General features: G+C 63.1%; 17 protein-coding genes and 1 pseudogene. 15 read left to right on the top strand and 3 right to left on the bottom strand.

The features are described 5' to 3' along the window. Positions 1-137 precede the first annotated feature (137 nt). From KDK82_RS03035 to KDK82_RS02970, 14 genes and pseudogenes are all read left to right on the top strand, one after another. On the top strand, positions 138-701 hold the full coding sequence (locus KDK82_RS03035; protein ID WP_088163991.1) for a GspH/FimT family pseudopilin: 564 nt from the start codon (positions 138-140) through the stop codon (positions 699-701). Next, complete coding sequence (gene pilV, locus KDK82_RS03030) at positions 692-1312, top strand: type IV pilus modification protein PilV (RefSeq protein WP_088163990.1); 621 nt, start codon at positions 692-694, stop codon at positions 1310-1312. The genes KDK82_RS03035 and pilV (KDK82_RS03030) overlap by 10 nt, the downstream gene beginning before the upstream one ends. Then, entirely contained in the window at positions 1309-2184 is an 876-nt protein-coding gene (locus tag KDK82_RS03025) for a PilW family protein (protein ID WP_088163989.1), read from the top strand. The genes pilV (KDK82_RS03030) and KDK82_RS03025 overlap by 4 nt, the downstream gene beginning before the upstream one ends. Then, positions 2181-2946: pseudogene (locus tag KDK82_RS03020) on the top strand (pilus assembly protein PilX). Before KDK82_RS03025 ends, KDK82_RS03020 begins: the two are co-directional and overlap by 4 nt. Before the next feature lie 15 nt (positions 2947-2961). After that, positions 2962-5358 (top strand): pilus assembly protein, encoded by a 2397-nt coding sequence (locus tag KDK82_RS03015; protein ID WP_088163988.1) that lies wholly within the window; start codon positions 2962-2964, stop codon positions 5356-5358. A gap of 8 nt (positions 5359-5366) precedes the next feature. Then, on the top strand, positions 5367-5786 hold the full coding sequence (locus KDK82_RS03010; protein ID WP_088163987.1) for a type IV pilin protein: 420 nt from the start codon (positions 5367-5369) through the stop codon (positions 5784-5786). Positions 5787-5902: 116 nt separating this feature from the next. Further along, positions 5903-6469, top strand: coding sequence for a GspH/FimT family pseudopilin (locus KDK82_RS03005; protein ID WP_088163986.1), 567 nt, complete (start codon positions 5903-5905; stop codon positions 6467-6469). 20 nt (positions 6470-6489) lie between these two features. Further along, the gene (pilV, locus tag KDK82_RS03000) at positions 6490-7179 is read left to right on the top strand and encodes a type IV pilus modification protein PilV (RefSeq protein WP_043782677.1); all 690 of its coding nucleotides are present in this window, start codon (positions 6490-6492) and stop codon (positions 7177-7179) included. Positions 7180-7181: 2 nt separating this feature from the next. Then, a complete protein-coding gene (locus KDK82_RS02995) occupies positions 7182-8114 on the top strand; it encodes a PilW family protein (protein WP_256974387.1) in 933 nt (310 codons plus the stop codon). Between the two features lie 19 nt (positions 8115-8133). After that, a complete protein-coding gene (locus KDK82_RS02990) occupies positions 8134-8868 on the top strand; it encodes a PilX N-terminal domain-containing pilus assembly protein (RefSeq protein WP_012206995.1) in 735 nt (244 codons plus the stop codon). A 72-nt stretch (positions 8869-8940) separates the two neighbouring features. After that, a complete protein-coding gene (locus tag KDK82_RS02985) occupies positions 8941-12510 on the top strand; it encodes a pilus assembly protein (protein ID WP_088163985.1) in 3570 nt (1189 codons plus the stop codon). Positions 12511-12539: 29 nt separating this feature from the next. Further along, on the top strand, positions 12540-12953 hold the full coding sequence (locus KDK82_RS02980; RefSeq protein WP_080518249.1) for a type IV pilin protein: 414 nt from the start codon (positions 12540-12542) through the stop codon (positions 12951-12953). Positions 12954-13017: 64 nt separating this feature from the next. Continuing rightward, positions 13018-14127: a bifunctional diaminohydroxyphosphoribosylaminopyrimidine deaminase/5-amino-6-(5-phosphoribosylamino)uracil reductase RibD gene (gene ribD, locus KDK82_RS02975; protein ID WP_088163984.1), complete on the top strand. Its 1110-nt coding sequence runs from the start codon at positions 13018-13020 to the stop codon at positions 14125-14127. 83 nt (positions 14128-14210) lie between these two features. After that, positions 14211-16025 (top strand): phospholipase D family protein, encoded by a 1815-nt coding sequence (locus KDK82_RS02970; RefSeq protein ID WP_088163983.1) that lies wholly within the window; start codon positions 14211-14213, stop codon positions 16023-16025. 13 nt (positions 16026-16038) lie between these two features. On the opposite strand, the gene KDK82_RS02965 is transcribed toward KDK82_RS02970, so the two are convergent. Further along, positions 16039-17028: a tRNA-dihydrouridine synthase gene (locus KDK82_RS02965; protein ID WP_088163982.1), complete on the bottom strand. Its 990-nt coding sequence runs from the start codon at positions 17026-17028 to the stop codon at positions 16039-16041. 225 nt (positions 17029-17253) lie between these two features. On the opposite strand from KDK82_RS02965, the gene KDK82_RS02960 reads away from it, so the two are divergent. Then, positions 17254-17796, top strand: coding sequence for a hypothetical protein (locus KDK82_RS02960; RefSeq protein ID WP_088163981.1), 543 nt, complete (start codon positions 17254-17256; stop codon positions 17794-17796). Positions 17797-17824: 28 nt separating this feature from the next. On the opposite strand, the gene KDK82_RS02955 is transcribed toward KDK82_RS02960, so the two are convergent. Then, positions 17825-19036 (bottom strand): class I SAM-dependent methyltransferase, encoded by a 1212-nt coding sequence (locus tag KDK82_RS02955; protein ID WP_088163980.1) that lies wholly within the window; start codon positions 19034-19036, stop codon positions 17825-17827. Between the two features lie 45 nt (positions 19037-19081). Continuing rightward, positions 19082-19603, bottom strand: coding sequence for a GNAT family N-acetyltransferase (locus KDK82_RS02950; RefSeq protein WP_012207003.1), 522 nt, complete (start codon positions 19601-19603; stop codon positions 19082-19084). Positions 19604-19845 lie beyond the last annotated feature (242 nt).

Here is a 19845-nt window from a genome sequence, read left to right as displayed (position 1 = left end):
CCAACGGTACGACTCCTAATTGTTGAGGACAGAAACAGATTTGTCTGAAAGACATGTACGAAGAACCCCAATAGATTGAGCAGCGGGCAAAAACAACCAGCGCTTCGCAAGCAGATCGACGGGGAGGGATTCAAGACATGTCATCGACCTGGCCTCAGGCCCACCCGGGCGCAAAAGGCTTCACGGCCATCGAGCTGATGGTGGTCGTCGCCATCCTCGCCGTGCTCACCACGCTGGCCGCACCCAGCTTCCACCTCATCATCGAGCGATGGCGCGTTCGCCAGACCGTGGAGGGCCTGCAGTCGACGCTGCAATACGCGCGCTCCGAAGCAGTCCGGCGCGGGGGCAGCGTCTTCATCCAGAAGCTACCCCAAGGCACCAACGGCTGCACTCTGGCTGCACGTCACGCGGACTGGGGCTGCGGCTGGGTGGTGTTCGTTGACCGCAATGGCAATAAGCGCTGGGATCCCCGGGAAGAACTGCAGCGCTTCGACACTCCCGCTCGCACCCTTGTCATCCGTTCCAGATCCGCCGCCATCATCAGTGTGAACCGGTGGGGACAAATGGGTGGATTCACTGCCATGGGCTTCGCCGTCGCCCCGTCTTCCGCCGGCCTCGTCTCTGCTGCAGCGAAAGGCGTCTGCGTTTCGTCCGGCGGACGTATCCGGGTGGTCGGCCGGGAAGGCATTCCATGCGCCTGACAAGTACCCACGCTCGGCACGCCGAAGGCTTCACCCTGATCGAAACCCTGGTTGCCACCGTCGTCACGGCCTTGGGTGTTCTGGGAATCCTGAGCCTGCAGATGCGCACCCTGGCCGACACCCAAAGCGGCGTGCGCCGCGCTCAGGCCATCCGGTTGATCGAAGACTTCAGCGAGCGCACCCACGCCAATCCCAACTCCCTCGGGCAGATGGGCAATTACGAATCCGATTGGGATCACACCCCTGAATCCACCGCCGACTGCAGCGCCACCCCATGCGACCCGGAAACGCTGGCCAGCTACAACCTCGCGCTATGGAAGGCTTCCGTGCACCAACTGCTGCCAGGCGGAGCAGCCAAGGTCTTCCCTGCAACAGACGACCCCAGCAACGGACGCCACCTGGGCATCGTGATCAGCTGGCGTGAAAACGAGAAATCCAGCAAAGCCGGCTACAAAAAACCCATCGGACTCCATAGCGATGGCACACACGGCGACGAAGCCATGGCCTGCCCCACCGGCAGAACCTGCCACCTGCAGTACATAGCGCTCAGCGCTCGTTGCGCGCCATATCTTGCCAACAACGCAGTCCAGTTCTTCTGCGCAAGCCCATGAAGCACACCCGCATCGCCGCCGCAACCCTGGTGCAGCCTGGTCAACGGGGCTTGAGCCTGGTCGAACTGCTGGTGGGCCTTCTCCTGGGACTGTTGATCATCGGTGTGGCCCTGGGCGCACTCATGGCATCACGCGCCGTCTCCGGCACCGTCAGCGATGCCAGCCATCTGCAGCAGCAGGCATCCCATATCTTCCGCGTCATGGGCCGGCAGATCCGGCAGGCGGGGTCTCTTCGGCTGCTTCTCTCGTCTGGAAAAAAGGGAACAGACACCGTTGACGTGGCGGACCCCGTTGCATTCGAGGCGAGCGCACAAGATTTCGACCCTGCGCACGACACCATCCTGGGCCTTGATGCGCCAGGCCGCGCTCAATACAAGCTCACCGTGGGCTACAGCAACTACACGCAACCGCTGCACGGCTCGGCCATAGAAACTTCACTGCAGCGCAATTGCCTGGGCCAGACCAACAGCCACAACCTGATCCTGAGCCGCTTTGCGCTGGACGCCCGCAAAAACACCCTGCGCTGCACCGGAGCACCCTCTGCGGGAGCCCAGCCACTGGCCCAGAACGTCGCCAACTTCCAGGTGCGCTATCTGATCCAGTCGCCGAAAGGTGATGCACGCCTGCAGTACGTCAACGCAGCCGCTGTGGGCCAGGACTGGTCACGCGTCGTTGCCGCCGAGGTCTGTCTGGTGCTTTTCGGGATCGAAGTCATCAACATGCCCGCCGACAGCCGCTACACCGATTGCGCAAGCAGTGACGGCACAGCCGAATCCATCGACATGACCACGCTGCCGGCGCCCAGGACCCGGCGCCTGCACATGGTCTTTCGCAGCGTGTACCAGTTGCGCAGCCAGGGGATGGCTGGATGACCGCCAAAGCAGCAGGCATGCGGCATGCCCACACCTGTGCCACGCAGCGCCAGAAAGGCGCCGCACTGTTCATCGTGATCACCCTGGTCATGCTTTCCATGCTGCTGGCACTTTGGGCATCGCGCAGCGCCCTGTTCAACGAGATGTTCGTGGGCAACGATGCCGACTACCAACGCGCCCTCGAAGCTGCACAGGCATTGCTGCAGGATGCCGAACTGGACATTCGAGGCGAACAGGCCAACGGCGCCGCATGCATCGCCAACAGCAGCCAGCCATCCGTCTGCCGCAACGCTGCAACCATCACCCAGTTTCCCCAGGAAACCCAGCAGGTAGGTCTGCTGCTGGCCAACCTGAACCGAGCCACCCCCACAAGCTGCCGAGACGCCCTGTGCACCAAGCGCACAGGGCCTCAGGACTTCTGGAACAACGTGGACGAGACCAAAGGGATCACGCTGAGCCAGATGACCGCCACCGATGTAGCCGCACGCTACGGCCAGTTCACGGGCGCCATTTCTGAAGGCAAGAGCAATCCCATCCTGGCAAGCCGTGAGACAGGAAAGGGGGGGTTGGTACTGGATAGAGATCCTGCCCTATGACGCCAACGCAGGGAACTCAGGTCTCATCGCCAACGACTCTCCACGTCTGGCCCTATACATGCAGCCGCAGGTGATCTATCGCATCACAGCCATCGCTCACGGCCGCAAGAACGGCACCCAGGTGGTGCTGCAACAGACCTATGCGCGCCAGAAGCGCCGCGACTGACTCAGAACATCTGACATGCCTTATCTCTTCCACCCTGGGCTCCGAACCCTCCTGCTGCCAGCCGTGATAGCCGCACTCCTGGCCGCGCAAAACAGCCAGGCACAACGTTTCTCTGAGGCAGGCACGCCAGTTTCCCCGGCACAGAGAGAAGACAACGAATTTGCCACGCCCATTGAAGACTGCCCGACAGGCCAGCCAGCCGATGCCAAGGGCCGCAGCAGCTCAGCCACTTCCAACGGCAGCGTGATTGCACAGTCAGGCGTGGACATATTCACGGCACGCTACAGCTCCAAAGCCGCCTGGAGCGGCTGGATCAACGCAGAAACGGTCCAAGCCGACGGGAGCATCACCGCAGCAGCCGGCTGGCAAGGCAAAAGCACGGCTGGCCACCTGGATGCACTCAGTGATCAACAGGTACTCAATGAGCGCCTGATCCTGACCTGGAGTGACAGACTGCAAAGGGGCGTGTCCTTCAAATGGCATGAGCTGGACCGCCCCCAGAAGGCGTCTTTCAGCGTCGATGCCGAAGGCAGGGCAGACAAACTGGGCAAGCACAGACTCAACTTCATACGTGGCGACCGCCGCATGGAAGCTGCGGGACAACCGCCGCGCCCTGACCCGGCCCACCCTTTTCGCCAACGCGGCTCGCGCCAGGGCGATATCGTCAACGCCCAGATCTGGCATAACGGCCGCCCCGTGGACAACTCGCCTTTGCCGGGTTACGCGGCCTATGCGCTCGCCCAGCAGAAGCGCCAGCCCATGATTTACGTGGGCGGCAACGACGGCATGCTGCACGGCTTTTCTGCCACTGACGGCAGCGAGAAGATCGCCTACATCCCCCGTGGCTTGATTTCGGGGCTGGCACGCCTTTCCGATCTCGATTACGACACCCGGCATCGCTACTTCGTGGACGGCTCTGCCATGAGCGGCGACATCAACTCAGGCAGCCATGCATCCCCGCAATGGCGCACCGTGCTGGCAGGCATGCCGGGCGCCGGTGCCAAAGGCTACTTTGTGCTGGACATCACGCACCCAGAGGCTTTCAACGAGCACGGCGCCGGCACGCTGGTCCTGCTGGACCGCACCCAGACCCGCAACAGCGATCCCGGTGACTGCGCCATCTCCGCAGACCTCTGGCAGCGCACCACTTGCCAGGAAGACAAGGACCTGGGCCATATCCTTGCAGCCCCCGTGCGGGACGATGCCAACCCGCAACGCAGCATCCAGATCACGCAGTTGAACAACAACCGCTGGGCGTTGGTGACGGGCAACGGCTACCACAGCACCAACCAGCGGCCCGTGCTGCTGATCCAGTACCTCGACGGCAACCAGGAACTGCTGCGCATCGTGGCCACAGGCGACATCCCCACCGGCACCACACCGGAGACCACCAACAATGGGCTCTCCGCCCCACGCCTCGTGGACATCAATGGCGATGGCCGGCCCGATGTGGTCTATGCGGGCGACCTCCAGGGCAATCTGTGGAAATTCATCATCGCCAGCGATGCCTCCTCCGCTTGGGGCATGGCCTTCAACGGCCGGCCGCTGTACACCGCCATGGGTGGCAGTTCGCCAACGGCCTCTCGCGCGCTGCGCCAGCCCATTACCGCCCCTGCGTCCGTACGCGCCAATGACCGGTACAGCGTCACCACAGGCCCTAAAGGAAGCGATGAACGCGTGACTGTGGGCGGCATGCTGGTGGCATTCGGCACAGGACGCAACATCACCCAGCAGGACACTGGCAACACGGCGGTGCAGAGCATCTATTCCATCCTCGACAACACCCGCTACAAGCTGCTCGCGGACAGCCAGGTACAGCCTTGCACGGATGACTCGGACTCTGAGTGCAAGCTGCCTGCAGGGCAGCGCCCAGCCCCTGTATCCGGCATCGGTGAGCTGGCCAAACGCTCGGTGAGCCATCAGACGCAAGGGGCCGTAGGCCATGGCACCTGGCGAGTGGACTCCGCCACCGACCTCGACTGGACGCGGCACAAAGGCTGGTACATGGGCCTTCCCCTGTCAGGCGAGCGCCTGCTCAAGCCGATGCGCTTCTACGACGGCAGCAACCTCCTCGCGATCTACAGCCAGATACCCGCAAGATCCTCCAAGCGTCCTGGTGAAGCCATAAACCGTCCCGCTGACGCCTGCAATGTGAGCGAGGAAAGCCAATTTCTGACGCTCATTAACATCATGGATGGCAAGCGGCCCAGTGTTCCATTGATGGACAGCAACGGCGACGGCGTCTACGACACGGCGGATCAGGAAGCCTCGCGCGCAACCGTCTCCGGGGGATCCCAGACATTGCTCAACAAAGGCCATCACGCCATTGGCTACGACACCGATGGTCGCCGCAACGTCCTCGCCCGCATGCCCGAGCAATCCCTGCGCCCCAGCTGGCGCCAAATGAAATGAGCCGCACAATGCGCCGCCCTCCTCCCCCGGGCTTCACACTCATAGAGCTCATGATCGTCGTGGCCGTCATGGTCATCCTCGGCACCGTCGCCGTGCCCAGCTACAACGAATACATCCGCGGAGTCCACCGTGCCGATGCCCGCGCCGGCCTGCTGCAGGCCCAGCAATGGCTGGAGCGCGCAGCCACGGCCAACGGGGTCTATCCAACCAAGCTGCCTGCAGACCTGACTTGGACCCGCGATTCCAGCAAGCGCTACACCATCAGCCTGGATTCAGGAAACACCACCGAGGCCTATACCCTGATCGCCACGCGCCGAGGCTCACAGATAGGGCACCGCTGTGGAGATTTCGCGCTGACACATACGGGTGTGCGGGAGACACTGAACCTCGCAACCGGCACCAGCGCGGCGGAATGCTGGTCGCGGTAGCGCCGCAGGCCAGCCACAATCCCCTGCGACAACCCTGGCCCGCCATCCATCCAGCGGCCGCATCCATTCATCCGGTTCGCTCACCTGCCCGCGAGTGCAATGCCTAGCATCTGCGCATGCACGCATTGCACCTACAACGGCTGACACACGCCAAGGCACCCGCCCGACGCCGCAAAGGGTTCACCACCCTTGAGCTGATGGTGGTGGTCGCCATCCTGGCCATACTCACCGCCCTTGCAGCGCCCAGCTTCACCCCATTGATGGAGCGCTGGCGCGTGCGACAGGTTGCCGAGGATCTCCAGGCAACGATTTATTTTGCCCGCTCCGAGGCCCTCAAGCGCGGCGGCAACGTCACTATCGCCAAGGCCGCAAATGGCAATGGCTGCGCCAATGCCACCGGAAACACCCAGTGGGGGTGTGGCTGGCAAGTGGCCAGCGGCAACACGGTGCTGCAGCAGACCGCGCCCCCGAGCCGCGTCCAGATCACCCTCGCCGACAGCACGGGCTCCATTGCCGTGGACCGCTGGGGCATGCTGTCGCATGGAGGAGGTACCGCGGCAGCGGCCATGGATCTCCTGCTCGTTCCCGAAGGCAAGATCGCCAGCGACCGAAGCGCCGTCCGTCTTTGCACAGGCACGGGCGGAAGGATCGTGCAGATGAAGGGCAGCGAATCCTGCTCCTGAACCGTTCTAGAGAAAGCAACATGCACAGACTCCAACGCAGCAAGCCGGCAGAGCGCCGCAACCAACGAGGCCTCACGATGATCGAATCCCTGGTCGCCATCGTCGTGGCGGCGCTGGGCATCCTGGGCATTCTGGGCACGCAGATGCGTACGCTGACGGATACCCAGACCACGGTCCGGCGCGCACAGGCCATCCGCCTGATCGAGGATCTGGGCGAGCGCATGAAGGTCAACCCCAGCGTGCTGAGGGATGCCGATGCCTATGTCGCCGATTTCAACACCACGCCCGCCCCTGGCGATTGCCAGGCGGCCTCGTGCAACCGCACGCTTTTGGCAGCCTACGACCTGGGTGTATGGAAGCAGACGGTCAAGAACACACTGCCCCTGGGCCAGGCCAGCATCTTTCTTGCTCCGGGTGAAGAAGTCGGCGCCAACCGCCGGCAGATCGGCGTGATGGTCGCCTGGCGCGAGAACGAGCGTGACCTGTCCGACAGCAGTCAGGCCAATCAAAAGGCCTACAGGGACAACATCGATGCCACGCAAGTCCGGGCTGCCGATGGCACGCTGAGTTCAGGCGGAGGCGGCACGACAGCAACCTCCTGCCCCGATGGCTACACCTGCCATCTCCAATACCTTCCGCTGGCTGCACGTTGCGCTCCCTACTTCGGCAGCGGTGAAGCGATTCCCCAATACTTCTGCCCAGGATTCTGATCATGGCAGCGCCCCGCATCATGAAACCAAACCTGCCGCACCTGCCGATACGGCCTCGCCGGCATGCCTTTGCCCGTCCCCTGGCTCAGAAAGGCTTCACCCTGCTTGAGCTGATGGTGGGCGTGGCCGTCGGCCTGCTGGTCGTCGCCGTGGCCACGGCCGCGCTCATGGTGTCCCGTGGCGTGTCCGGCACGGTCAGCGACGCCAGCGGCATCCAGCAGCAAGCGGCCTATGCCATGCGCGTCATCGGCCTTCAGCTGCGCCAGGCGGGCTCCCTGTACCTGAACCTCGATCCCAGAAACCAGAAGCCCGCGGCTGCCCTGGTGACCTCGACACCCGTGGCGTTCGAGACGACGGCTAAAAGCGACTCCGGCCTGGAGTTTGACCCGTCGCTCAATACGGTCAGTGGAACGGCCACGCCCACCACCCTGACCGTCGGCTATCGCCGCTACAAGGAACTTGTCTACACAGATGCCGCAGAGCAGTCCCAGGTGCGCAACTGCGTGGGCGGGCCAGCCAACAGCAGTGCAGACCAGCGCATAGACAACGTCTTTCAGCTGAGCGGCAGCCAGTTGCAATGCAGTGGCAATGGCGCGGCCGCGCAGACCTTGGTACAGAACGTGGCCGATTTCCAGGTCCGCTATCTCATCCAGGACAACACCAAGCCGGGCTCGCCGGGCATCCAGTATGTTCCATCGGCCAACGTCGATGCCTGGACGACAGTGGAGTGGAGCAAGGTACGGGGCGTGGAAGTCTGCCTTGTCCTCTATGGCAATGAGCCCATCGATCTGCCTGCGGGCAGCAGCTATGTCGGCTGTAATGGCACATCCGTCAACATGACCACGCTCACCGGCCAGCGCAACCGGCGCATGCACATTGCCTATCGCAATGTCTTCCAACTGCGCAGCCAGGGCCTGATCGGCTCCGTGCTCTGAATTCACGAGAAAGCCAGCAATGCATCGCAAGACTGCCAACCATGCCTCTCGGCAGCAGCGGGGTGTCGCGCTGTTCGTCGTCATCATTTTCGTCATGCTGTCCATGCTGCTGGCGCTCTGGGCGTCACGCACATCGCTGTTCAACGAGCTTGTCGTCGGAAATGATGCCGACTACCAGCGCGCCTATGAGGCCGCTCAGGCGCTGCTGCAGGATGCGGAACTCGACATTCGCGGCGAAAAGGCCGACGGCACTGTCTGCACGGGTCAGGACAATGTGTGCCGCACCAGCACCACGGCCAAGATTCCGCTGGAAACCCAGGAGATCGCCCCTCTATTGTCCTCTTTGGGTACCGGTTGTTCACAGGGCCTTTGCGGCAAGCGCGGCGACAAACAGGACTTCTGGAATAACAGCGACGAAAGGCTGGGACTCACACTGGCGCAGCTGACCACGGCAGGAGTGGGGGCCCGATATGGCCAGTACACAGGCGCCTCGCTGGGCTCCACCAGCAAGCCCGCCAATCCCATCCTGGCCGACACCAGCGCGGCCGATCGCGGCGGCTGGTACTGGATCGAGGTGCTGCCCTACCTGAACACCAAGAACATGGGACTTATCGCAGACACCCCGACCAACCTGCTGTCGCTCAACCTGAAGCCCTATGTGGTGTACCGCATCACGGCCCTGGCCTATGGCCGCAAGCCCAACACCATGGTGGTTCTGCAGCAGACCTATGCACAGCAAAAGCGCAAGAACTAGGTGGCCCACGGCCCAGTCACTGCACCCGCAAACGAATCCGACCACTCGGCACAAACATCAAGAGGCGCAGACATGAAACGCAAGCCCCCTATCCCTCACCAGCTGTTCTCCCGCACCCTACTGTCCTGTGCCGCTGCGACGGCCCTGCTTCCGCAAGGCGCTTGGGCCCTGGACCTGGCACAGTCGCCGCCCGGTACCAAGGAGCCGTATGTGGCTCCCAACGTCATCATTTCCATCGATGATTCAGGGAGCATGAACTTTCGGCTTGACACGGAAAGTGCCAGCGGCGCCAGCAGCCAGACCGAGCCCAATTCGGATGGCACTTGGCCGATGACTAGCCGCCGTGTCAACGTCCTCAAGTATGCACTCGTCGGAAAGAACGGATCCGGCGGCATCTTCCGTGATACGACGCTGCTGCCCGACAAGAAAATCCGGCTGGCATGGCAAGGCATGTGGAACAACGGCAACTCGTCCAATGCCGACAATGTGGACAGTGCCGACAGCCGAGGCGCCGTCCAGATGAATACGAACTCCATGCGCCCGCTGCAAAGCACGCATCGTGCGAACTTCATCTCCTTCATCAGCAACCTGAATCCTGGCGGTGGCACACCATCGCATCTGATGTTCAGCCAGGCCGACAGCTACATGCGACGCGGACTCAGCAAGAATGGCCCTTGGGCCAGCGATCCAGGCAATACGGGAGCGCCCTATCTTGCCTGCCGCCGCAATTACCACATCATGATGACCGACGGACGCTGGAACGGAACCGCCACCGGTGTCCCCGACAGCACCCGACGGGACAATGCCACCAACCTGGCGCTCAGCGACAACATGGTGTATGGCGGCAGTGGCGCGGCCGACCAGAAAAAGTCCGCCCTTTACCGCGACACATCCACAGGCACCACCCTGGCCGACTGGGCCTTCTATAGCTGGGCCACCCCGATGCAGACCTCGGGATTGACTGGGACCATGCAGCCGACCGCGGACTACCGCAAGGCACCGTCCGTGGAAACATTCACCAACGACAGCGGCAGCTCCGTCACGCTGGATCGCTACTGGAACCCCCGCTACAACCCGGCCACCTGGCCGCACATGGTCACCTACACCATTGGCTTCAGCAAAATGGCGTTCGATTGGAGCTATTCCTCCATTACACGTCCGACGCAGATGGTGCCATTCGGCTATGACGGCAGCTTTCCGGATCTGGCCAAGGGGAGCACCACCTGGCCCAATCTGACAGCCAGCACAGAGTCGCGCAATGCACTGGACCTCTGGCACGCTGCCCTGAACGGCCGCGGCCGCTTCTATGCGGTGGAGAAAGGCGAAGACCTGGAAAAGGCCTTCCGGGAAATCTTCGGCCAGATCAACACTCAGACGGACCCCGACCTGACATCCACGGCCACCAGCGGCTCCAATGCGTCGCGAAACGACGTTGGCAAGTTCACCGGTGCCTATGAGCCGCAGAATTACTGGAAAGGCTTCGTCACGGCGGAAACCGTGCAGAAAGACGGCACGACCGTCTCGACCGCCAGCTGGGGAGGGAAGAATACGGCCGACAAGCTCGATGCCATCTCAGACATCAATACCCGCCTCATTCTCACATGGAGCAACAAATGGGACTCCAACAGATATAGGGGTGGCGTGCCATTCAAGTGGGCCACCGATGATTCCTTTCTCAGCAGTGCGCAAAAGGCATCACTCGGCCTGAACTCCAATGATGTCATCGCCAAGACGGGGACCAAAGGCGAGAATATTCTCAACTATGTCCGTGGTGATCGACGCTACGAAGGCTCTGAAACCAGCGGCTACACGACGAGCAGCCCTTTTCGTGAGCGCAAAAGCCGCCAGGGCGACATCATCAACTCTGTCGTCTGGTTTACTGGAAAGCCGTCCAGCAACTATGCTCTTCCGGGCTATCTGAGCTTCGTTAGCGGAAGCTCACGTCCGGCCGTGATCTATGTCGGAGGCAACGACGGCATGCTGCATGGATTCTCTGCCGTGGATGGCAGCGAGAAGATTGCCTATGTCCCCAGAGGCATCATTCCCTCGTTGAAGTCTCTCGCCGACCCTACCTTCAACACCAGCCATCGATATTTTGTCGATGGTTCCCCGATGACCGGGGATGTCTATTTGAGCTCCGGATCGAACTCCTTCTGGCGCACCTTGCTGGTAGGTACTCTGGGAGCCGGCGGCAAAGGCTATTTTGTGCTGGACGTGACCAATCCGGACAGCGCAAATCTCAGTGGAGGAACACCCGGATTTTCCGAGGCGAATGCCCAGGCGCTCGTCAAGCTGGACCGGTCCCGGGATGCGTCGGAAACGCCGACATGCCCCTTGACAGGTATCAGTGCGGCCGAGCTTGCGGCATGCACCCAGGAAGTGGCGGAAGACAGGGACATCGGGCATATCACCGCACGCCCAGTGCTGGATGAGAATGACCCTATGCGCACCACGCAGATCACCGCCATGAACGATGGACGCTGGGCCGTGGTGATGGGCAACGGATACAACAGCTCCAACCAGCGGCCAGTACTGTTGATCCAGTACCTGGACGGTAACCAGGAACTGCTGCGCATCCCGGTCACGGCCGATATCCCCGGAACGGGATTGGCTGCGGACAATGGGCTTTCCGCCCCCAGCTTGGTCGACATCAATGGAGATGGCCGCCCAGACGTGGCCTATGCAGGAGACAACCTCGGCAATCTTTGGAAATTCGATATCACGAGCGCTCGCCCAAGCAAGTGGCAGGTAGCGCTGGGTGGTCAGCCTCTTTTCACGGCAAGAGGACCGACCGCACTGAATTCCTCTCTGCGCACGAATGTTCAGCCCATCACGGTTGCACCGACTGTGCAGGCCAATGACCGTACCATGGCCAAGGGTTCGGGCAAGGACGCAAAAATCGTTCGCGTCGGAGGAATGATGGTAGCGTTCGGAACGGGGCGTAACGTCACGAAGGATGATCCCAACAATGTTCAGGTACAAACCCTGTATTCTGTGCTTGACGAAACCCGCTACCGGTTCACAGACAATACCAGGACGCTGATCGAAGTCCATCCAGGCGATGCTTCCTGCAGCCGGGGAGGAGATTGCATACCCACGCCAAAGGCATGGGGCGTCGGGGTGACAACCGCCAAGCTGGCCAAGCAGACCATCACCGAACTCGGCAATGGTGATTTCGCCACCGTCGATACTGTTGACAAGCTGGGCGTTACTACATGGAGCGACTTCAATGGCTGGTATATGGATATGCCTGCCATCGGAGAGCGGCTCCTCAAGCCCATGGAGTTCTACGATGGCAGCAATATTTTGGTCATGTATTCCCAAGTACCAGCCAAGGGATCGAATGTGGATGTCAGCGTGGAAAGCTGCGAATCCACGTCCGTAGATGAAGAGCGTCAATACCGCACCATGATCAATATCATGGATGGCCTTCGCCCCACGGTACAGTTGGTGGACATGAACAAGGATGGAAAATACAACAGCGATGATTCAGGTGTATCGCGAGCCCGGGTCAGCAAGGGATCGCACAACCTGATCACACAGAAAAAGAATATTCTGGATATCGACGCCAAGAACAACAAAGAACCTCTGGCTCCAATGCCAGAAGAGTCCTTGCGCCCCAGCTGGCGCCAAGTCAAATGACCATGCCTCGTTCTACCAACACGATCATCATGAAAAGAAAAAATCAGGGTTTCACTCTCATCGAATTGATGATCGTCGTGGCGGTTGTCGGAATTCTTGGAGCCATTGCCATACCGAGCTACTCCGAGTACATACGTCGCGGGCACCGCGCGGAGGCCAGGGCAGGCCTTCTGCAGGCGGCGCAATGGCTTGAAAGGGCTTCCACGGCCACGGGGACCTACCCCCTGACCGCAGCATTTCCCAGCGCGCTTGCCACGGTGCCTTCCAATCGATACGACATCTCACTGAACTCGACCGATGGAAGAACTTTCACGTTGACGGCAACCCCCAAGGGCGCCCAGACAGGCGACAAGTGCGGCAACTACACCTTGACGCAAAGCGGCTTGCGTGGGGCCAACGGAGCCACGACAGGCACCATCGTTACTGACTGCTGGGGCAAGTGAGCACCGGGTAAATGCCAATCCGCCAAGCGCTTACCGAGCCCAGGCTTGCTACCATCCTGGCACCATGACAAACACCGTGCCACACATGCACCAAGCGCTTGGGCTCGCCGCCCAGGCGCTTTTTCTTTCCTCTCCCAATCCGCGCGTGGGCTGCGTACTGGTGGCACCTGACGGCAGAGTCGTCGGCCAAGGGTTCACTCAGCAGGCTGGTGGCCCACATGCCGAAGTGATGGCGCTGCGCGATGCCGCGGCACAAGGCGAGAATGTGCGCGGAGCCACCGCCTATGTGACGCTGGAGCCTTGCTCGCACCAGGGCCGTACGGGTCCCTGCTGCGATGCCCTGATCGCCGCTGGCGTTGCCAAGGTGGTAGGCGCACTCACCGATCCCAATCCCCAGGTAGCTGGCCAAGGTTTTGCGCGGCTGCGTGCTGCAGGTGTACAGGTGGAGGTGGGACCAGGTGCCGCCGAATCGCGCGAACTGAACATCGGCTTCTTCAGCCGCATGCTGCGCGGCATACCGTGGGTGCGCATGAAGGCGGCCAGTTCCCTTGACGGCGCAACCGCATTGCACAACGGTGTCAGCCAATGGATCACCTCGCCCGAGGCACGTGCCGATGGCCATGCCTGGCGCGCGAGGGCCTGCACCCTGCTGACGGGCATAGGCACGGTGCTGGAAGATGACCCGCGCCTGAACGTGCGGGACGTGGCTACGCCGCGCCAGCCGCGCATCGCTGTTGTGGACAGCCGGCTGGACATGCCGCTCACCGCCCGGGTACTCCAGGCCCCGGCCGGCTGTCTGATCTACACCAGCAGCCGGGATGCATCGAAAACCAGTGCACTGCAGGACCTGGGCGCGACCGTCATTCCCGTGCCCAACGCGCACGGCAAGGTGGACCTGTGCGCCATGCTGCGTGACCTGGCGGCGCGCGGCACGAACGAGCTGCATGTGGAAGCCGGCTTCAAGCTCAATGGCTCGCTGGTACGCGAGGGGCTGGTCGATGAACTGCTGCTGTACCTGGCCCCCAAGCTGCTGGGGACGGGTGGCATGGGCATCGCCAGTTTCGGGCCGCTGGACGCGCTGTCCGAGGCCCTTGCATTGGCACTGCATGATGTGCAACGCATCGGGCCAGATCTGCGCGTTGTGGCCCGCGTTGTGGACCGCGCCAGCTTCTGACGCGAACAGCGGCTTCCTGGACCACCGGCTGGCGCAGCCGTCCGACACCCGATTGACCGATCCTTGGGCCAAATCTCCGAATCATGTCCGGCGCTCGCAACTTACAGCCCCTTCCACCCACCAGCCTGTTTCGAGGCCTGCGGACCACGCTTGTCCTGCTGGTGTCCGCCGTGGTCTGCGGCTGCGCAAGCAGCTTGCCCTCCCAGGTCGATCGCCCCGTCACTGCAGCGTTGGAAGCCCCACAAAGCACGCCATTGGGGTCTTTAGTTCAGCAATTGCGGCCTGCCAGCGTCAAGCCTCAAACCTCCGCCTTCACCCTCCTGTCCGGTGCCCAGGCGGCCTATGGCGCCCGGTTGGCACTGGTCGAGGAAGCGCATCAGACGCTGGACCTGCAGTACTACGCCATCCATGCCGACGAGAGCACGCAGCGCCTGCTGCGCGGCGTGGTCGAGGCAGCACGGCGTGGCGTGCGCGTGCGCGTGCTGCTGGACGATTTCCACAGCACGGGCGCGAATGCGCAGGTCATGCGCCTGGCCTTTGTGCCGGGTATCGAGATGCGCATGTTCAATCCCCTGGCGGGCGCGCGCAGCTCGGCGCTGGGCCGGGCCTATACGCTGCTGACGGATTTCCAGCGAGCCCAGCAGCGCATGCACAACAAGCTGTTCATCGCCGACAACGCCATGGGCGTGATCGGGGGGCGCAATCTGGGCGATGCGTATTTCGATGCGGACAGCGCCAGCAATTTCGTGGACCTCGACGTGCTGGCGGCGGGGCCGGTGGTCGGCGACCTGTCACGCAGCTTCGACAGCTACTGGAACAACCAGCGCGCCTATCCCGTCCAGTCGCTGATCAGCCTCAAGGAACTCAAGCAGTTGCGCGAGCGCTTTGCGGGCGATGATGACCAGGCGCAGGAGGACGACCCCACACCTGCCGTTCCCGCAAAGGAGACAAAGGCAGATGACCAGACGGCTGAACAGCGCCGGATCATCTGGGACCAGCAGCCCATGGATTTGCGAAAGGCTCGCTGGACCTGGGCATCGGCCGCCGTGCTGGTGGATGAACCCGCCAAAATTCCGCTGGACAGGGATGACGGCCCAGGCCCCATCACAAGCGCTGGCACGGATGCGTCTGCACAGGCCAGCCCCGCGTCGAACAGCCCGCAGGCCAGGCCTGCCGGCACGCTGCCCATGGGCCAGCCGGCTGGCGCCCTGCGCCAGGCGGCGCGTCCGGTGCTGGAGGCCGATTCGGTGGTCGATGGCCTGCTGGCCCTGGTGCGCAAGACCCGGCGCGATCTGCTGGTGGTCTCGCCCTATTTCGTGCCGGGCCCGGACATGATGGAGGCGTTTCGTGGCGCACGGCAACGCGGAGTGCGCGTGCGCATCCTGACCAATTCGCTGGCCTCCAACGATGCACCTTTGGCCCATGCCGGCTATGCGCGCCACCGCAAGGCGCTGCTGGAGATGGGCGTTGAACTCTACGAAATGCGCAGCACGGCGGCCAGCGTCCGCTCTGCATTCGGCTCGGGCAGCACGGGTGGCGGCGGTCCTTCGGGTTCCACAGGCGCATCGCGTGCAATGCTGCACTCCAAGCTGCTGGTGGTGGACGGGCATCTGGTGGCAGTCGGCTCGATGAACCTGGATCTGCGCTCCCAGTTGCAGAACACCGAGATTGCCCTGCTCATCGCCAGCCGCGAGTTCGGCCGCCTGGCTACGCAAAGCATTGACGAGGGCCTGCAAGATGGCAGCTGGCGCGTCGAGCTCGACAAGGATGGCGAGCTGGTGTGGCGGGCCTCGGAAGACAGTGAGCGCGGTGACGAGCACAGCGAGCCCGATGCCAGCTGGGGCCTGCGCCTGATGCTCAAGCTCATTGGCCCGCTGGCGCCCGACCATCTGCTGTGACCGGCTGATCGCGCTAGAGCCCGGCCCACTCCTGGCGCCGCGCCAGCGCTTGCACCCACAACGTGATATCGCGCTGGTCAGTCTGCGTGCGCACTTCCTGATAAGCCTGCTCGGCTTCGGGAAAGCGGCGGCGCAGCAGGTTCAGCCATTGCTTGAGACGGCCTGCGCGCTGGCGCGGCTCCAGATCCTCGCAGACCATGTCCCAGAAACGCTGGACCTGCGGCACCAGATCGCTCCAGAACACCTGTGCTGCAACATGTTCTGCTGGCATCTGCCCACCTTCCACGGCAGCGCGAATGGCCAGCGCCAGGCCTGGGTCGGCAACGATCCCCCGGCCCAGCATCAGATCGCCGCAGCCCGATTGCTCGCGGCAGCGCAGCGCATCCTCCACCGTCCAGATCTCGCCATTGGCCACCACGGGCACGGTCACGGACTCGCGGATGCGCGGGATCATGTCCCAGTAGGCAGGCGGACGGTAGCCGTCGAGCTTGGTGCGGGCGTGGACGACGATTTCGCAGGCGCCACCGGCCTGCATGGCCTGGGCGCATTCGGTCATCAGTGTCGTGTCGTTGAAACCCAGGCGCATCTTGGCCGACACAGGCATGGCCGCCGGCACGGCAGCACGCACGGCACCCACCACGCGCGCGATCTGCTCCGGGTCCTGCAGCAGCGCAGCACCGCCGCCATGGCGGTTGACCACTTTGGCGGGGCAGCCGAAGTTCAGATCGATGCCTTCCGGACCCAGGCGCGCCAGATTGGCCGCATTGGCCGCCATGCTGTCCGGGTCCGAGCCCAGCAGCTGCGCACGCACAGGGACACCTGCCAGCGTCCGGCTGCCGTTGTTGAGCTCCGGCATGGTGCGCAGGAACACCTTGTCGGGCAGCACGGTCCCCGTGACGCGGATGAACTCCGAGACACAGCGGTCTGCGCCACCCACGCGCGTGAGCACATCGCGCAGCACGAAATCAAGCAAGCCCTCCATGGGCGCCAGCAACAGTCTCATCACCTATGTCGCGAGGCCTGCGCCCCGTCTTCCTGTTACAGATCAAACAATATTTCTGCGACCGGCATCGGCCGCCAGCCCCTGGAAATCAGCGCCCGCCCATGCGATGGCAGGCGATTGTGCGCTTGCCGCAGAACACCGGTCGGACCAGTTGTCATGGCTTCTTCACGCCACGGTCATTCATGTAACGTGCAATCGGGGCTTGTCGGACTCCCTGCCCCCACCATGCTGCTGCAAAGAACCGCCAAGGCCCTTGAAGAGCTGCAGCCCGGCCGCCGCAGCCTGCCGCTGCGCGAGCGCTCGGTGCTGCTGATGGCCGATGGCCGCACCGAGGAGCAGTTGCAGCAGGTCCTGGGTGCACAGGCCGGTGAACTGATCGAGCAACTGATCGCCAGCGGCCACCTGCAGCGCCTGGCTGGCCAAGCCGCCGAATCATCACCCCCGGCTCATGCTCAGGCCCCCTCCATGGCACCGGCCGCTGCGAAGGAATCCAGCCCGCCCGGCACCGCTGCCACGCTGAATCTTGCCGGCACACGCATGTACCTGTTCGATATGTGCGAGCGCATGTTCGCCAACCGCCATGAGGACAAGGCCCAGGTGCTGCGCCATCTGCTGCGCGAGGCGCGAGATCTTGAGGCACTGCAGGCCGCCGCCCTGCAGTTGCTGCAGACCGTGCAGGAACATGCGGGCGACGAGCGCGCCGATGCCCTGCGCGAGCGCCTGCGGCATCTGCTGCCCCAGGAGGCAGCGACGGCACAGGGCGCCTAGACGAAACGAAGGGTGGACGCGCGCGCGATCAGCGCGGCGCCAGCCGCCACAGCGAGGTGAGCTCGGCGGCGCGTGCCGCGTGCAGCGGATCGGTGGAGTCCGCAGCCTTTCCATGGCGCGGGCGGATGTCCTCGCGGCCCAGGACCTGCAGGCCTGCGGCATCGATCCAGCCCAGCAGTTCCTCGCGCGATCGCAACTGCAGGTGCTCGGCCAGATCCGACAGAATCAGCCAGCCTTCGCCGCCCGGCAGCAGATGTGCAGCAAGGCCCTCGACAAAACCGCGCAGCATGCGGCTGCCTTCGTCATAGACGGCCTGCTCCAGCAAGGAGCTGGCCTTGCCCGGCAGCCACGGTGGATTGCAGACCACCAAGGCGGCCCGGCCTTCAGGGAACAGGTCGGCCTTGCGCAGGCTCACGCGCTGCGCCAGACCCAGCCGCTGCAGGTTGTCCTGCGCGCAGGCCAGTGCCCGGTCGCTCAGGTCGGTGGCCACCACCTGTCGCACGCCACGGTGCAGCAAGAGAGCGGAAAGCACACCCGTACCCGTGCCGATATCCCAGACGGCGGCATCGGCCTGCTGGGCCACGGCGGGCAGGGGCGCCTGCGCCACCAGATCCAGGTACTCGCCGCGCACCGGGGAGAACACGCCGTAGTGAGGATGAATGCTGAACTCCGGCATGCCCGGCACGGCCAGGGCCACGCCCTTCTTGCGCCACTCATGTGCGCCCAGGGCACCCAGCAGTTCACGCAGGGGAACGATCACGCTGTGCGCACCCTGGTCGGCGGGAATCTCGCCCCAGGCTTCGCGACAGGCTTCGCTCCAGTCCGGTGCGCGGCGCAGGGCACAGTGCCAGCGGGTATCGAGCTCGATCATCACGCTGGACAGGATGCGCGCACGCTGCGCCAGTGCCTGGCGGTGCAGGTGGAAGGCGTGGGGAAAGACCGGCTTGGCGTCTTCCTTGCCGGCGCGGCGATGGCGCGCCTTGGCGGAAGTCTCACGTGCGGGCTTGTCGAGGCGGCGGCCCAGGGCCGACAGCAACTGCCGGGCATTCTGGAAATCGCCGCGCCACAGCATGGCCTGGCCTTCGCAGGCCAGGCGGTAGGCGCTGTCGGCGGCCAGGCTGTCGTCAGCGATGACGATGCGGCGCGGTGCGGTCATGGTGCTGTCCGCGCGCCACAGGGCAACCTGTGTGGCCTCGTGCTCCTGCCACTGCAGCAGGGACCAGTTCTGGGAAGAGGACAAGGCCTGCTGCTCCGTGAGTGATGGGTGGATGGTTTGGCGAATCGATCAGTTCAGTGCGCGCTTGAGCCGCACTTCCTCGATCTTGAGAGCGCCGACCTGGGCCGTCTTGGCGGTGGACATTTCGCGCTTGAAGCCGGCGAGCTCATGGAAGCGCAGCGCGCGTTCATTGCGCAGCGGCACCCACGAGGTGACATTGGTGCAGCCTTCTTCGAGCAGGCCGTCGCGTGCGGCGTCCCACAGGGCCACGCCCACACCCTGATTCCAGTGCGTGGGAGCGGCATAGATGGCCCAAATTTCACCGGTGGTCTGGCGCGACTTTTCATCGCGCGAGCGGTCGAAACCGACGAAGCCGACGATCTTGTCGCCGTCGATGGCAACCTGAACCTGGGGTTCGCAAAATTCGATGGCTTCGCGCCAATAGGCCTGGCGTTTTTCTACCGACGACATGCTCTTGAGCTGGTCATCGGGAACCAGACCGCGATAAGCCTCCATGGCGGAAGCAGTATGGATCTGGGCAATCGCTTTTGCATCGCGGAGAGTGGCTGGACGAACCTGGATACTAGACATGGAAAAACCGAAACGAAAACAGGTGAAAATAGAAGGGCGTGATTTTCACAGGAATCGCGCTTTTTGCGTGCGTTGCGGCTCTTAGCCATGCACGCAAGTACGGCTGTGCTCGTTTTCTTGCCCTCGGCATTGGGATGTGCTATGTGCTCTCCAAAAAAGAGCAGCTGGCGCACGCGACACAAGGCTTGGCAAGGAATCAGTTGACAATTTCTCACGATGCAGGCAAGCCCGGCAACGGCGAG

This window comes from Delftia sp. K82 (assembly GCF_002193035.1).
Lineage (GTDB): Bacteria > Pseudomonadota > Gammaproteobacteria > Burkholderiales > Burkholderiaceae_C > Comamonas > Comamonas acidovorans.
Note: the sequence above shows the minus strand (reverse complement) of the source record. Positions and strands in the feature narration are given on the sequence as shown.